14 protein-coding genes are annotated in these 13,871 nt (G+C 64.5%); 12 read left to right on the forward strand and 2 right to left on the reverse strand.

Going from position 1 to position 13,871, the window contains the following annotated elements; genetic code table 11:
- Positions 1–36 precede the first annotated feature (36 nt).
- Genes KSS93_RS11080 through murB form a run of 4 tightly spaced genes read left to right on the forward strand, consistent with a single transcriptional unit; the run spans position 37 to position 2,463 of the window.
- The gene (locus KSS93_RS11080) at positions 37–222 is read left to right on the forward strand and encodes a Trm112 family protein (protein WP_003247142.1); all 186 of its coding nucleotides are present in this window, start codon (positions 37–39) and stop codon (positions 220–222) included.
- Positions 219–983 (forward strand): 3-deoxy-manno-octulosonate cytidylyltransferase, encoded by a 765-nt coding sequence (kdsB, locus tag KSS93_RS11085; protein ID WP_217888310.1) that lies wholly within the window; start codon positions 219–221, stop codon positions 981–983. Before KSS93_RS11080 ends, kdsB begins: the two co-directional genes overlap by 4 nt.
- Positions 983–1,447, forward strand: a complete 465-nt coding sequence (locus KSS93_RS11090; protein ID WP_217888311.1) for a low molecular weight protein-tyrosine-phosphatase — start codon at positions 983–985, stop codon at positions 1,445–1,447. The genes kdsB and KSS93_RS11090 overlap by 1 nt, the downstream gene beginning before the upstream one ends.
- Positions 1,444–2,463, forward strand: coding sequence for a UDP-N-acetylmuramate dehydrogenase (murB, locus tag KSS93_RS11095; RefSeq protein WP_217888312.1), 1,020 nt, complete (start codon positions 1,444–1,446; stop codon positions 2,461–2,463). Before KSS93_RS11090 ends, murB begins: the two co-directional genes overlap by 4 nt.
- Before the next feature lie 160 nt (positions 2,464–2,623).
- On the opposite strand, the gene rne is transcribed toward murB, so the two are convergent.
- Positions 2,624–5,830 carry a ribonuclease E gene (gene rne, locus KSS93_RS11100; protein WP_217888313.1) on the reverse strand — a complete coding sequence of 1,069 codons (3,207 nt, stop codon included), beginning with the start codon at positions 5,828–5,830 and terminating at the stop codon, positions 2,624–2,626.
- 796 nt (positions 5,831–6,626) lie between these two features.
- Here rne and rluC point away from each other — a divergent pair.
- The 3 genes from rluC to sppA all read left to right on the forward strand — a co-directional run bounded on the left by rluC (position 6,627) and on the right by sppA (position 9,311).
- Positions 6,627–7,586, forward strand: a complete 960-nt coding sequence (gene rluC / locus KSS93_RS11105) for a 23S rRNA pseudouridine(955/2504/2580) synthase RluC (RefSeq protein ID WP_217888314.1) — start codon at positions 6,627–6,629, stop codon at positions 7,584–7,586.
- Complete coding sequence (locus tag KSS93_RS11110) at positions 7,583–8,272, forward strand: HAD family hydrolase (protein ID WP_217888315.1); 690 nt, start codon at positions 7,583–7,585, stop codon at positions 8,270–8,272. The genes rluC and KSS93_RS11110 overlap by 4 nt, the downstream gene beginning before the upstream one ends.
- 115 nt (positions 8,273–8,387) lie before the next feature.
- Entirely contained in the window at positions 8,388–9,311 is a 924-nt protein-coding gene (sppA, locus tag KSS93_RS11115; RefSeq protein ID WP_217888710.1) for a signal peptide peptidase SppA, read from the forward strand.
- 76 nt (positions 9,312–9,387) lie between these two features.
- Here sppA and KSS93_RS11120 read toward each other — a convergent pair whose 3' ends face one another.
- Positions 9,388–9,966, reverse strand: a complete 579-nt coding sequence (locus tag KSS93_RS11120; protein WP_217888316.1) for a Maf family protein — start codon at positions 9,964–9,966, stop codon at positions 9,388–9,390.
- Between the two features lie 96 nt (positions 9,967–10,062).
- On the opposite strand from KSS93_RS11120, the gene KSS93_RS11125 reads away from it, so the two are divergent.
- The 5 genes from KSS93_RS11125 to fabG all read left to right on the forward strand — a co-directional run bounded on the left by KSS93_RS11125 (position 10,063) and on the right by fabG (position 13,691).
- A complete protein-coding gene (locus KSS93_RS11125) occupies positions 10,063–10,590 on the forward strand; it encodes a YceD family protein (RefSeq protein ID WP_217842431.1) in 528 nt (175 codons plus the stop codon).
- A 13-nt stretch (positions 10,591–10,603) separates the two neighbouring features.
- Positions 10,604–10,786, forward strand: coding sequence for a 50S ribosomal protein L32 (rpmF, locus tag KSS93_RS11130; protein WP_010223221.1), 183 nt, complete (start codon positions 10,604–10,606; stop codon positions 10,784–10,786).
- A 3-nt stretch (positions 10,787–10,789) separates the two neighbouring features.
- A complete protein-coding gene (plsX, locus tag KSS93_RS11135; RefSeq protein WP_263975045.1) occupies positions 10,790–11,800 on the forward strand; it encodes a phosphate acyltransferase PlsX in 1,011 nt (336 codons plus the stop codon).
- A 195-nt stretch (positions 11,801–11,995) separates the two neighbouring features.
- A complete protein-coding gene (gene fabD / locus KSS93_RS11140; RefSeq protein ID WP_217888317.1) occupies positions 11,996–12,934 on the forward strand; it encodes an ACP S-malonyltransferase in 939 nt (312 codons plus the stop codon).
- A gap of 16 nt (positions 12,935–12,950) precedes the next feature.
- Positions 12,951–13,691, forward strand: a complete 741-nt coding sequence (gene fabG / locus KSS93_RS11145) for a 3-oxoacyl-ACP reductase FabG (protein ID WP_217888318.1) — start codon at positions 12,951–12,953, stop codon at positions 13,689–13,691.
- The last annotated feature ends 180 nt before the right edge of the window (positions 13,692–13,871 follow it).

Genomic DNA, 13,871 nt, shown 5'->3' on the forward strand with positions numbered 1-13,871 from the left:
TTTTCACTTTCTGGCCACTGGCCTCAAGGAACCCCCATGGACACCAAACTGCTCGATATCCTGGCCTGCCCGATCACCAAAGGCCCGCTCAAGCTCAGCGCCGACAAGACCGAGCTGATCAGCAAGGGCGCGGGCCTGGCCTACCCGATCCGCGATGGCATCCCGGTGATGCTGGAAAGCGAAGCGCGCACCCTGACCGACGACGAGCGCCTGGACAAATGAGCCTGGCCTTCACCGTGGTGATTCCTGCCCGGCTGCGCTCCACGCGCCTGCCGGGCAAGCCGTTGCTGGCGATCGCCGGCAAGCCGATGATCCAGCATGTGTGGGAGCAGGCGCGCAAGAGCGGTGCCGAACGCGTGGTCATCGCCACTGACGACACCAGCATCGTCGAGGCCTGCCAGGGCTTTGGCGCCGAAGTGCTGCTGACCCGCGCCGACCACGAGTCGGGCACCGACCGCCTGGCCGAAGTGGCCGCCCAACTGGGCCTGGCCGCAGACGCCATCGTGGTCAACGTGCAGGGCGACGAGCCGCTGATTCCACCGGTGATCATCGATCAGGTGGCCGCCAACCTTGCGGCGCACCCTGAGGCCGGCATTGCGACCCTCGCCGAACCGATCCACGAACCGCACACCGTGTTCAACCCCAACGCGGTCAAGGTCACCAGCGACAAGCACGGCCTGGCCCTGACCTTCAGCCGCGCGCCGCTGCCGTGGGCCCGTGACGCCTTTGCCAACAGCCGCGAGCAACTGCCCGAAGGCGTGCCGTACCGCCGGCATATCGGCATGTACGCCTACCGCGTGGGCTTTTTGCAGGACTTCGTCAGCTGGGGCCCGTGCTGGCTCGAGCAAACCGAGGCGCTGGAGCAACTGCGTGCCTTGTGGCATGGCGTGCGCATTCATGTGGCCGACGCCATCGAAGCGCCTGCCGTGGGCGTCGACACCCCTGAAGACCTGGAGCGCGTGCGGCGCTTGCTGGAGGCCTGATGCGCGTTTTGTTCGTCTGCCTGGGCAACATTTGCCGCTCGCCCACCGCCGAAGGCGTGCTGCGTCACCAGTTGCAGGCCGCAGGGCTGGCTGAGGTGGTGCACGTGGCCTCGGCCGGCACCGGCGACTGGCACGTGGGCAAGGCCCCCGACAGCCGTACCTGCAAGGCGGCGCTGGCCCGCGGCTATGACCTGTCGCGCCAGCGCGCGCAGCAGGTCAAGGCGGCGCACTTCGACGAGTACGACCTGGTGCTGGCGATGGACAAGAGCAACCTGGGTAACTTGCAGGCGCTGCGCCCGCACGCTGCCCGCGGCGAGCTTGACCTGTTCCTGCGCCGCTATGGCGCGGCGCTGGATGAAGTGCCCGACCCGTACTACGGCGGCGCCGAGGGCTTCGAGCAGGTCCTGGACCTGATCGAGGCGGCGTGCCAGGCGCTGGTGGTGGAAATCAAGGGGCGGTTATGAGCAGCAACTGGCAGCAGCAGGTTTCGCTCAAGCCCTACAACACCTTTGGTATCGACGTACGTGCGCGCTACTTCACCCAGGCCCATGACGACGCCGAGGCGCGCCAGGCGTTGGCCGAGGCCGCCGAGCGGCAGTTGTCGGTGCTGGTGGTCGGCGGCGGCAGCAATTTGCTGCTGACCCGCGATATCGACGCTTTGGTGCTGCACATGGCTAGCCGTGGCCGGCGCCTGCTCAGCGACGATGGCGAACGGGTGGTGGTGGAGGCCGAGGCCGGCGAGCCCTGGCACCCGTTCGTGCAGTGGAGCCTGGAGCAGGGCCTGTGCGGGCTGGAGAACCTCAGCCTGATCCCCGGCACTGTGGGTGCTGCGCCGATGCAGAACGTTGGCGCCTATGGCGTGGAGATCAAGGACGTTTTCGCCGGGCTGACCGCGCTGGATCGTGAAACGGGCCAGCTGCGGGACTTCTCGCTGCAAGAGTGTGCCTTCGGTTACCGCGACAGCCTGTTCAAGCGTGAGCCTGGCCGCTGGCTGATCCTGCGGGTGCGCTTTGCCTTGCAGCGCAGCTTGCAGGCGCATCTGGACTACGGCCCGGTGCGTCAGTGCCTGGTCGAGCAGGGCGTCGAGCAGGTCACTGCCAAGGCGATCAGCGAGGCGATCTGCAGCATCCGCCGCGAAAAACTGCCGGACCCGGCCGAGCTGGGCAACGCCGGGAGCTTTTTCAAGAACCCGGTGGTGCCGGTTGAGCTGGCTGAGCGTATTCGAGGGCAGTACCCGACCCTTGTGGGTTATCCACAGGCCGATGGCCAGGTGAAGTTGGCGGCTGGCTGGCTGATCGAGCAGGCGGGCTGGAAGGGCTATCGCGACGGTGATGCCGGGGTGCATCGGTTGCAGTCGTTGGTGCTGGTCAACTACGGCCAGGCCAGCGGGGCGCAGTTGCATGAGCTGGCGCAGCGTATCCAGGCCGACATTCTCGAGCGCTTCGGGGTGAGGCTTGAGATGGAGCCGAACCTGTATTGACCTGTACCGGCCCTATCGCGGGGCAAGCCCGCTCCCACGTTTTGTAGCAAGGCAGCGTGGGAGCGGGCTTGCCTCGCGATAGGGTATTGCCATATTCACCCGGCCAAGAAAAAGCCCCGCCAGTTCGCACTGGCGGGGCTTTTTCATTCAGCTACCGGAGTCAACCGTGATGAGGCTTGTGCTCGTCTTCGGTGGTTTCCAGGGTTGGGGTAGCCTCGGCGGCGGCCTGGGCAGCAGCGGCGGCTGCGGCTTCGGCTTCACGCTTGCGGCGGCGCACTTCACGCGGGTCGTTCGGCGCGCGGCCGTTGGACAGCATGATGGTGGCCGGTTCCGCTTCGGCTGGGGCCTGCTCGGCGGCCACTGGCGCCTGCTCGGTTACCGGGGCTTCGACCACTTCGACGGGGGCTTCGACCGGCTGGGCTTCAGCGGCAGGGGCAGGCTGCTCGATGGCCGGGGCCTCGACGGCAGGTTCCGCGACAACAGCTGGCGCCTGCTCGATTTCACCGGCCTCGACGGCAGGGGCTTCAACCACAGGCTCTGCAGCCACTTCAACTGCGGCAGCAGGCTGCTCGACGGCGGCTTCTTCGACCACGGGTTGTGGTGCGACTTCAACCACTGGCTCGATGCTCGGCTCGACGGCGACCGGGGCTTCGACTGGCTGCTCGACCACTGGCGCGATGGCGACGGCTTGGGCTTGTTCGACCGGCTGGGCGGCTTCGGCAGGGGCTTCTACGGCGGCCTCTGCCGGTGCTTCGGCAGCCACGGCGCTGGCACGTTCGGCCTGCTGGTTGGCCTGGGCTTCGGCTTCGCTGCTGATGTTGCTGGTGGCAACGGCGGCAGTGACGGCGATACCGGCGGCCAGCTCGGCACCCAGCTCGGTGGCCTGGTGCTGCTGTGGCTGCTGCTCGTCGCCGGCTTCTTCGTCGCCGTCGATCAGCTCGCCATTGGCGTTGCGTTGGCGCTCACGACGGTTGCTGCGACGGCGCTGGCCACGCGAGCGGCGGCGCGGACGCTCGCCATCGGTGCCTTCTTGCTCGTCCTGCAGTTGCTCTTCGTTCGGCAGTTGCTCCTCGGCCAGCTCAGCGGCCTGTTCGGCAACCTGCTCGTCCGGGCGTGGCTGGCGCTCTTCACGTGGCGGGCGTGGTTGACGCTCTTCACGTGGGGCACGTTCTTCGCGTGGTGCACGTTCTTCGCGTGGTGCGCGTTCTTCACGAGGGGCACGTTCTTCGCGTGGTGCACGCTCTTCACGAGGTGCGCGCTCTTCGCGTGGTGCACGTTCTTCACGTGGCTGACGCTCTTCGCGCTCGGCCGGGGTGGCATCCAGCGGTTCGCGCAGTTCACGCACGCGCTCTTCGCGGTTGCCACGGCGGTCTTCGCGTGGCTGGCGCGGTGCGCGCTCTTCGCGTGGGGCGCGTTCTTCACGCGGGGCACGTTCCTCGCGCGGTGCGCGTTCTTCGCGAGGGGCACGCTCTTCACGTGGCTGACGCTCTTCACGCGGTGCACGCTCGGCACGCTCTTCGCGCGGCTTGCGTTCTTCGTCGCGGCGGCCGTTGCGGTTGCGGCTTTGCTGGCGGCCGTTGCGGCGTTCTTCGTTGCGCGCCGGGCGCTCGCTGGCCGGCTTCGCGGCCGGGGCAGGGGCGGCGGCAGGCTCTTCCTTGCCGGCGAACAGGCTGACCAGCGACTTCACCAGGCCCTTGAACAGGCTTGGTTCCGGTGCGGCTGGGGCAGCGGCAGGCTGCGGCTCTTCAACGGTGCTCGGCACCGGCGCGTTGGCGCGGGCCGGGGCGGTCTTCACCGCGGCTTCCTGGCGAACCAGGGTGCGGGTGGCGGTCGGCTGCGGCGCTTCTTCGGTTTCGGAAGCGGCGATCTCGTAGCTGGACTGGTTGTTCAGCACTTCCGGGTTGTCGTCGCGCAGGCGCTGGACTTCGAAGTGCGGGGTTTCCAGGTGATCGTTCGGCAGGATGATGATGCGCGCACGGGTACGCAGTTCGATCTTGGTGATCGAGTTGCGTTTTTCGTTGAGCAGGAAGGCAGCCACCGGGATCGGCACCTGGGCGCGAACCTCGGCGGTACGGTCCTTAAGGGCTTCTTCCTCGATCAGGCGCAGGATGGCCAGCGACAGCGACTCGACGTCACGGATGATGCCGGTGCCGGAGCAGCGTGGGCAGACGATGCCGCTGCTTTCGCCCAGCGACGGGCGCAGGCGCTGGCGGGACATTTCAAGCAGGCCGAAGCGCGAAATGCGGCCAACCTGCACGCGGGCGCGGTCGGCCTCCAGGCATTCACGCACGCGCTCTTCGACGGCGCGCTGGTTTTTGGCCGGGGTCATGTCGATGAAGTCGATGACGATCAGGCCGCCGATGTCGCGCAGGCGCAGCTGGCGGGCGATCTCTTCAGCCGCCTCCAGGTTGGTCTGCAGGGCAGTTTCCTCGATGTCGCTGCCTTTGGTGGCGCGCGCCGAGTTGATGTCGATGGAGACCAGGGCTTCGGTGGGGTCGATCACGATCGAGCCACCGGACGGCAGGTCGACCACGCGCTGGAAGGCGGTTTCGATCTGGCTTTCGATCTGGAAGCGGTTGAACAGCGGCACGCTGTCTTCGTACAGCTTGACCTTGCTGGCGTACTGCGGCATCACCTGACGGATGAAGGTCAGAGCTTCTTCTTGCGCATCGATGCTGTCGATCAGCACTTCGCCGATGTCCTGGCGCAGGTAGTCGCGGATGGCGCGGATGATGACGTTGCTTTCCTGGTAGATCAGGAACGGCGCGACGCGATCTTGCGAGGCTTCTTTGATGGCGGTCCACAGCTGCAGCAGGTAGTCGAGGTCCCACTGCATTTCTTCGCTGCTGCGGCCAAGGCCTGCGGTACGCACGATCAGGCCCATGTCGCCCGGAACGGTCAGGCCGTTCAGTGCTTCACGCAGCTCGTTGCGCTCTTCGCCTTCGATGCGGCGGGAGATGCCGCCGGCACGCGGGTTGTTGGGCATCAGCACCAGGTAGCGGCCGGCCAGGCTGATGAAGGTGGTCAGGGCGGCGCCTTTGTTGCCGCGCTCTTCCTTCTCGACCTGGACGATGACTTCCTGGCCTTCGCTCAGCACTTCCTTGATGTTGACCCGGCCTTCTGGCGTCTTCTTGAAGTATTCGCGGGAGATTTCCTTCAGCGGCAGGAAGCCGTGACGGTCGGAGCCGAAGTCGACGAAGGCGGCTTCGAGGCTGGGCTCGATACGGGTGATCTTGCCCTTGTAGATGTTGGCCTTTTTCTGCTCGCGCGCGCCGGACTCGATGTCCAGGTCGTAGAGGCGCTGGCCGTCGACCAGTGCTACACGCAACTCTTCGGGTTGAGTTGCGTTAATCAGCATTCTTTTCATGTTGTACCGTCGGTTTCCGGGCTGCCGGAAACGGCGTTCGGCACACACGACTTTTCGTGGTCGGTGCCTGGGTGCGCAAAGGGTGGCGAGCCACCCCCGTGTCTGACGACGTTCGGCACCAGCCGGTTGCCCAGCCTGCCGTTGTCGCGACGACGCGTCCTGTATCGTGGTGCCTGTAAGGCCTGCCGAGTTCTTCGAACGTGATCCGAATCAACCGAGCGGGCCTGGTGCACTCAGTCAGGAGGAGGAATCAACCTGTCGTCCGTGGACGCCACGAGGGCGTCTGTCGAGGACCTTGTCCGCTCATTGCCCACTCAATCGGGGCGCTGGCCGGACGCGGTGCCACACGGTCCGAGGGCTGTGCATCTCCACCCTGCACGTATCCCTTGAAAATTCGGGTGCTGCCGCGCGCTGAATCCGCAACGGGTTGCATTTTTCGCCAGCCCGTACCGGGCTGGCGCCATAACATGTCCAAGGCAGGTATTTCCGGGGCACTTCGCCCAAATGCGCGGAGACGACGGTGGCGGGCAGAGGTACGGCGAAAAGAAGCGGGTAAGCAGGTGAAACACCGCACTTGTCGTTTTTTTTCGGTCTTCTCTACACGGCGCTGGTGGCGGTTCCAGGCATTCATTAAACTGGCGAACGCTCCGTAGGACGGCCTCGCGTCCTCGGGATTGCGAAGGTCAGGGCCGGCGTAGAGCCTATAGCCGCTGGCCTGCCGCTTTTGGCGGCGTTCGCGACTATAGCAGTAATGATTAACTGCTTCAATTCCATAAAAAATTGTTATGATCCCGCCATGACGACCAATACCCCTCCGACTTCCGGCGTTCAGCTGATCGAAGTCGCGCCTGAGCTTGCCGGCCAGCGCATCGATAACTTCCTCATCACGGCCCTCAAGGGCGTGCCCAAGACCCTGGTCTACCGCATCCTGCGCAAGGGTGAAGTGCGGGTGAACAAGGGCCGGATCAAGCCCGAGTACAAGCTGCAGGCCGGCGACATCGTGCGGGTACCGCCGGTGCGCTTGCCAGAGCGCGACGTGCCGGCGCCGATTGCCCAGGGGCTGCTGCAGCGCCTGGAGGCGGCGATTGTCTACGAGGACAAGGCGCTGATCGTGATGAACAAGCCGGCCGGCATTGCCGTGCACGGTGGCAGCGGACTGAGCTTTGGGGTGATCGAGGCACTGCGTCAGCTGCGCCCGGACGCCAAGGAGCTGGAGCTGGTGCACCGCCTGGACCGTGACACTTCCGGCCTGTTGATGATCGCCAAGAAGCGCAGCATGTTGCGCCACCTGCATGCCGCCCTGCGCGGCGATGGTGTCGACAAGCGCTACATGGCGCTGGTGCGCGGCCATTGGCCGACCTCGAAGAAACAGGTCAACGCACCGCTGCAAAAGAGCAACCTGCGCTCTGGCGAGCGCATGGTCGAGGTCAATGACGAGGGCAAGGAAGCGCTGACGATGTTCCGCGTGCTGCGCCGCTTCGGCGAGTACGCCACCATGGTCGAGGCGCGCCCGATTACTGGCCGCACCCACCAGATCCGCGTGCACACCCTGCATGCCGGGCACATGATCGCCGGCGACAGCAAGTACGGTGACGAAGACTTCACCCGCGAGATTCGCGACCTGGGTGGCAAGCGTCTGTTCCTGCACGCCTACCAGTTGACCGTGCCGCTGCCCGATGGCGGCGAGCTCAAGCTGGAGGCGCCGGTGGATGACATGTGGGCCGGCACCATCAAGCGGCTGGCAACCGAGCCATGAATAAAAGTTACGACCTGCTGATCTTCGATTGGGATGGCACCCTGGCCGATTCCATCGGCCGCATCGTCGAGGCGATGAACGAGGCTGCTGCGCGCTTCGGCGAGGCGCCAAGTGGCGACGAGGCGATCAAGGGCATCATCGGCCTGGCCCTGGGCGAGGCGATCTCGACGCTGTACCCGCACCTGAATGCACAGCAGGTGGAGGTTTTCCGCCAGCACTACGCCGATGTGTACATGGCCCTGGACCAGCAGCCTTCGCCGTTGTTCGAGGGCGTGGTGGAGGCGCTGGAAGCCTTCCGTGGCGAGGGCTATCGTCTGGCGGTGGCCACCGGCAAGGCCCGTCGCGGGCTGGATCGGGTGCTCAAGGCCAACGGTTGGGAGGGTTACTTCGACATTACCCGCGCCGCCGACGAAACCCGCGGCAAGCCGCACCCGTTGATGCTCGAGCAAATTCTCGCCCACTGCCAGGTCGAACCCGGCCGGGCGCTGATGGTCGGAGATTCTGCGTTCGATTTGCAGATGGCCAGCAATGCCGGCATGCATTCGGTGGCGGTAGGTTACGGCGCGATGCCGCTGCAGGCGCTGGCCGAGTTCGGCCCGCAGGTGTGCATCAGTCATTTTTCCCAGTTGCGCGAATGGCTGGCGGGCCCTGCAGCATTCATTTCCAAGGTAGGTGAGCATGGTTGACGAGTGGAAGGCACCAGAGAACGAAACCGAGGCGCAGCGCATCGAGCGTGAAGATCGCGAGCTGCGCGCGGCCATTCGTGAAGAAGACGAGCGGGTGGAGCGCAAGAGCTGGAAGATGCTCGAGAAGACCATGCTCGCCAACGTGCAGGAGCAGCGGCGCTCGCGGCGTTGGGGGATCTTCTTCAAGCTGCTGACCTTCGTCTACCTGTTCGGCATTCTGGCGCTGTTCACGCCCTTGATGGATATGGATAAAGCGGCGTCGCGCAGCGGCAGCCATACTGCGCTGGTCGAGGTGCGCGGGGTGATTGCCGATCAGGAGGCTGCCAGCGCTGACAACATCGTCAAGAGCCTGCGCGAGGCTTTCAAGGACCCGAACACCAAGGCTGTGGTGCTGCGCATTAACAGCCCGGGCGGCAGCCCGGTTCAGGCGGGTTATGTGTATGACGAGATCCGCCGCCTGCGGGCAGAGCATCCTGCGATCAAACTGTACGCGGTGATCGCTGACCTGGGCGCGTCCGGTGCCTACTACATCGCCAGTGCTGCCGACGAGATCTACGCGGACAAAGCCAGCCTGGTGGGCTCCATTGGTGTGACCGCGGCGGGCTACGGCTTCGTTGGTGCCATGGACAAGCTGGGTGTGGAGCGCCGCGCCTACACTTCGGGCGAGCACAAGGCCTTCCTCGACCCGTTCTCGCCGCAAAAACCTGAAGAAACCGCCTTCTGGCAGAGTGTGCTGGACACCACCCACAAGCAGTTCATCGCCATGGTCAAGCAGGGGCGGGGAGAGCGCTTGAAAGACAAGGATCACCCGGAGCTGTTCAGCGGGCTGATCTGGTCGGGCGAACAAGCCAAGGAGTTGGGCCTGGTGGATGGCCTGGGCAGTGCCAGCTATGTGGCGCGGGAGATTGTCGGCGAGAAGGACCTGGTGGACTTCACCGTTCAGGAGTCGCCGTTCGACCGCTTCTCCAAGCGTATCGGTGCCAGCGTGGCTGAGCGCCTGGCGCTGTACATGGGCATGCAGGGGCCTTCGCTGCGCTGATTGGGTGTTTGCATGCATCGCGGGTCAAGCCCGCTCCCACGATTAGCAGTGGGAGCGGGCTTGACCCGTGATGCGTTTACGGCACCTGCACCCCTTCCTGGTGCAGCATGTCCACCAGGCGGATCAGCGGCAGCCCGATCAGGCTGGTGGCATCGCAGCCGTGGGTGCTCTTGAACAGGCTCACCCCTAGCCCCTCTGCCTTGAAGCTGCCGGCGCAGTCCAGCGGTTGCTCGGCGGCCACATAGCGCTCGACCTGCTCGCGGGTCAGCTCGCGCATGGTCACGGTAAACGGCACGCAATCCACCTGGCACTGCCCGTTGCTGCTATTGAGCAGTGCGAGGCCTGTGAGGAAGGTGACCTGCTGCCCGCAGCTCTGCAGCAATTGTTCGCAGGCGCGCTCGAAGGTGTGCGGCTTGCCGAGAATTTGCTCGCCCAGTACCGCTACCTGGTCGGAGCCGATGATCAGGTGGCCCGGATGGCTGTTGGCCAGTGCCTGGGCCTTGGCTCTCGCCAGGCGGCGTACCAGCTCGACGGCAGGCTCGTTTTCAAGGCGGCACTCGTCTAGGTCGGGGCTTGCCCAGGTGAAGGGCAGGCGCAGGCGGGCGAGCAGTTCGCGCCGGTAAGGGGAGCTGGAAGCCAGTAACAGGGGAAGCATGGTAGACTCCTGATCGAATACCCCGAATCCTAACATGCGTGATGCGCCGAATTTCCCTTTGACAGGGAGGGGGTGCATCCCTAGAATGCTGCGCCTATGTTGAATGACCCGATTCCACCTCACGTTGACCCGCGCAAATTGGCTGATCGTGGCGTAACCCTTAACGGTTCGCTGCAACTCGCTGATTTGGAAAGACTCTGCGACCCGCTTTCCGACAATGTCGGTACGGTGCAGGCGAAGTTCGATTTTGAACGAGACGAACAGCACACTGTGGTTATCCACAGCGAACTGGATGTCGAGGTCAAGATGGTTTGCCAGCGTTGTCTTGAGCTGGTCACCCTTCCAATCCACAGCGAATGTACTTACGCGGTGGTGAAGGAGGGTGCGAATACCCAGTCGTTGCCGAAAGGCTATGACGTGCTGGAACTGGGCGAAGATCCTTTGGATCTGCAGGCGCTGATCGAGGAAGAGCTGTTGCTCGCCCTGCCGATCGTACCTGCTCATCATCCGGAAGAATGCCAGCAGCCGGCGGGCGCAGATGAGCCCGAGCCGAGCAAGGACGAGGTATCGCGGTCCAACCCGTTCAGTGTTTTGGCGCAGTTAAAGCGTGACCCAAACGTTTAGGAGTTAATCAATTATGGCTGTTCAGCAGAACAAAAAATCCCGCTCTGCCCGTGACATGCGCCGTTCGCACGACGCCCTGTCCGAAAACGCACTGTCGGTCGAAAAGACCACCGGTGAAGTACACCTGCGTCACCACGTTTCGCCAGAAGGCGTATACCGTGGTCGCAAAGTGATCGACAAGGGCGCCGACGAGTAATCCTTGTCCGCTCAGATCATCGCGATCGACGCAATGGGCGGGGACTTCGGTCCCCGCAACATTGTCCAGGCTAGCATTGCCTGCCTTTCGGCTACTCCCTCGCTGCACCTGACCCTCGTCGGTCAACCCTCCCTCCTAGAAGATCTTGTCAGTGGCCTTGCGGCTGCGGATCGCGCGCGCCTGCAAATTGTTGCGGCCAGCGAGGTGGTGGGCATGGACGAGCGTCCGTCGCAGGCGTTGCGTGGCAAGCCCGATTCGTCGATGCGTGTCGCCCTCGAACTGGTGCGCGATGGCAAGGCCCAGGCCTGCGTCAGTGCCGGCAATACCGGCGCGCTGATGGCGCTGTCGCGTTTCGTGCTGAAAACCTTGCCTGGCATCGATCGGCCGGCCATGGTGGCGGCGATCCCGACCCAGTCCGGCTACTGCCAGTTGCTCGACTTGGGCGCCAATGTCGATTGCAGCGCCGAAAACCTCTACCAGTTCGCTGTGATGGGCTCGGTGGCTGCGCAGGCTCTGGGCATTCATCGCCCGCGGGTGGCCTTGCTGAACATCGGTACCGAAGACATCAAGGGCAACCAGCAGGTCAAGCTGGCGGCCACGCTGCTGCAGAACGCCCGCGGCCTCAATTACATCGGCTTCGTCGAGGGTGATGGGCTGTATCGTGGCGAGGCGGATGTGGTGGTGTGCGACGGCTTCGTAGGCAATATCCTGCTCAAGTCCAGTGAGGGCCTGGCTACCATGATCGGCGCGCGCATAGAAAAGCTGTTCAAGGGCGGCGCCCTGGCGCGGGTGGCGGGGGCAATGGCCATGCCGTTGCTCAAGCGCCTGCAGGCCGACCTTGCGCCGGCGCGGCATAATGGCGCGAGTTTTCTCGGGCTGCAGGGCATTGTCATCAAGAGCCATGGCTCGGCGGGCGTGCAGGGGTTCCAGAGTGCGATTCAGCGTGCGCTGATCGAAATCCAGGAGAACCTGCCACAGCGCCTGCATGGGCGGCTCGAGGATCTGCTGCCGTAATTGGCTCCGTCTGCGTGGGAGCGGGCTTGCCCCGCGATGGGCCATCCCAGCAGAAACAAAGACTTTGGGCATACGGCCCACGAAGTGCTTAAATGTGACCGCTTGGTCTGCATCTTCATCCAAGTGTTCAGATTGCGCGCCCGGCCCGAGGCCTGGCGCACCCTATCCGACGACAAGATCATAAGGGCTTGTTCAATGTCTGCATCCCTCGCATTCGTCTTTCCCGGCCAAGGTTCCCAGTCGCTGGGCATGCTCGCCGAACTCGGCGCCGAAAAGCCGGTGATCGTCGAGACCTTCAAGGAAGCTTCCGAGGCCCTGGGCTACGACCTGTGGAAACTGGTCCAGGAAGGCCCAGAAGAACAACTCAACCAAACCGACAAGACCCAACCGGCCATTCTCACCGCCTCGATTGCCCTGTGGCGCCTGTGGCTGGAGGAGGGCGGTGCGCAGCCGGCCTTCGTTTCCGGCCACAGCCTCGGTGAATACAGTGCGCTGGTCGCCGCTGGCAGCCTGTCGCTCAAGGACGCCGTGCGCCTGGTCGAGCGCCGTGGCCAGTTGATGCAGGAAGCGGTGCCGGCCGGCCATGGTGCCATGGCTGCCATCCTCGGCCTGGACGACGCCGTGGTGGTCGAGATCTGCGCAGAAGCGGCCGAAGACGAAGTGGTCAGCGCGGTCAACTTCAACTCCCCGGGCCAGGTGGTCATCGCCGGCAACAAGGCTGCGGTAGACCGCGCCATGGAGTTGTGCAAAGCCAAGGGCGCCAAGCGTGCCCTGCCGCTGGCGGTCAGCGTGCCGTCGCACTGCGCCCTGATGAAGCCTGCGGCCGAGCGTTTTGCCGAGTTCGTCAACGCCATCGAGTGGAAGGCCCCGCAAATTCCGGTGGTGCAAAACGTCAGCGCCGCCATCGCCGCCGACCTCGACGCCCTCAAGCAAGACCTGCTGGCGCAGCTGTACCAGCCGGTGCGTTGGGTCGAGTGCGTGCAGGCCCTGGCCGCGCGTGGCGCGGTCAACCTGGTCGAGTGCGGCCCGGGCAAGGTCCTCGCTGGCCTGAACAAGCGTTGCGCCGACGGCGTGACCACCTACAACCTCAACACCCCCGACGCCGTCGCCGCCACCCGTGCGGCGCTGGCCTGAATCTGGAGACGCTTGCATGAGCCTGCAAGGTAAAGTTGCACTGGTGACCGGCGCCAGCCGTGGCATCGGCCAAGCCATCGCCCTTGAGCTGGGCCGCCAGGGCGCCATCGTGATCGGCACCGCCACCTCGGCGTCCGGTGCCGAGCGCATCGCCGCCACCCTGAAAGAGCACGGCATTGCCGGCACCGGCATGGAGCTGAACGTGACCAGCGCCGAGTCGGTCGACGCGGTACTCGGCGCCATCGGCGAGCAGTTCGGCGCACCGGCCATCCTGGTCAACAACGCCGGCATCACCCGCGACAACCTCATGCTGCGCATGAAGGACGACGAGTGGTTCGACGTTATCGACACCAACCTGAACAGCCTCTACCGTCTGTCCAAGGGCGTGCTGCGTGGCATGACCAAGGCTCGTTGGGGCCGTATCATCAGCATCGGTTCGGTCGTCGGTGCCATGGGTAACGCCGGCCAGGTCAACTACGCTGCCGCCAAGGCAGGCCTGGAAGGCTTCGGTCGCGCCTTGGCGCGTGAGGTGGGTTCGCGTGGCATCACCGTCAACTCGGTGACCCCGGGCTTCATCGACACCGACATGACCCGCGAACTGCCACAAGCGCAGCGTGAAGCCCTGCAGACCCAGATTCCGCTGGGCCGCCTGGGCCAGGCCGACGAGATCGCCAAGGTGGTTTCGTTCCTGGCATCCGACGCTGCAGCCTACGTGACTGGCGCCACCGTGCCGGTCAACGGCGGGATGTACATGTAAAAACCGCAATGCGATGTGACGGATTGCTTCAAAAAACAGTCATACTGCGAGCCTAAAATCCGTTATAAAGCTGCAACCAGATTCCAGGCAGTGGGTTAGGTGACCCGGCCGAAGGCGTGTTCCGCTTGAAAAGCAGGCGTCTTCCTATAAACTTGGTCACCGGCCAGCTGCCCGACATAT

It is taken from the genome of Pseudomonas xanthosomatis (assembly GCF_019139835.1).
In the GTDB taxonomy this organism is placed as follows: domain Bacteria; phylum Pseudomonadota; class Gammaproteobacteria; order Pseudomonadales; family Pseudomonadaceae; genus Aquipseudomonas; species Aquipseudomonas fakonensis.

Coding starts and splice junctions, on each gene's coding strand:
- KSS93_RS11080 (WP_003247142.1), top strand. CDS start 37: ATGGACACCAAACTGCTCGATATCCTGGCCTGCCCGATCACCAAAGGC.
- kdsB (WP_217888310.1), top strand. CDS start 219: ATGAGCCTGGCCTTCACCGTGGTGATTCCTGCCCGGCTGCGCTCCACG.
- KSS93_RS11090 (WP_217888311.1), top strand. CDS start 983: ATGCGCGTTTTGTTCGTCTGCCTGGGCAACATTTGCCGCTCGCCCACC.
- murB (WP_217888312.1), top strand. CDS start 1,444: ATGAGCAGCAACTGGCAGCAGCAGGTTTCGCTCAAGCCCTACAACACC.
- rne (WP_217888313.1), bottom strand. CDS start 5,830: ATGAAAAGAATGCTGATTAACGCAACTCAACCCGAAGAGTTGCGTGTA.
- rluC (WP_217888314.1), top strand. CDS start 6,627: ATGACGACCAATACCCCTCCGACTTCCGGCGTTCAGCTGATCGAAGTC.
- KSS93_RS11110 (WP_217888315.1), top strand. CDS start 7,583: ATGAATAAAAGTTACGACCTGCTGATCTTCGATTGGGATGGCACCCTG.
- sppA (WP_217888710.1), top strand. CDS start 8,388: ATGCTCGAGAAGACCATGCTCGCCAACGTGCAGGAGCAGCGGCGCTCG.
- KSS93_RS11120 (WP_217888316.1), bottom strand. CDS start 9,966: ATGCTTCCCCTGTTACTGGCTTCCAGCTCCCCTTACCGGCGCGAACTG.
- KSS93_RS11125 (WP_217842431.1), top strand. CDS start 10,063: ATGTTGAATGACCCGATTCCACCTCACGTTGACCCGCGCAAATTGGCT.
- rpmF (WP_010223221.1), top strand. CDS start 10,604: ATGGCTGTTCAGCAGAACAAAAAATCCCGCTCTGCCCGTGACATGCGC.
- fabD (WP_217888317.1), top strand. CDS start 11,996: ATGTCTGCATCCCTCGCATTCGTCTTTCCCGGCCAAGGTTCCCAGTCG.
- fabG (WP_217888318.1), top strand. CDS start 12,951: ATGAGCCTGCAAGGTAAAGTTGCACTGGTGACCGGCGCCAGCCGTGGC.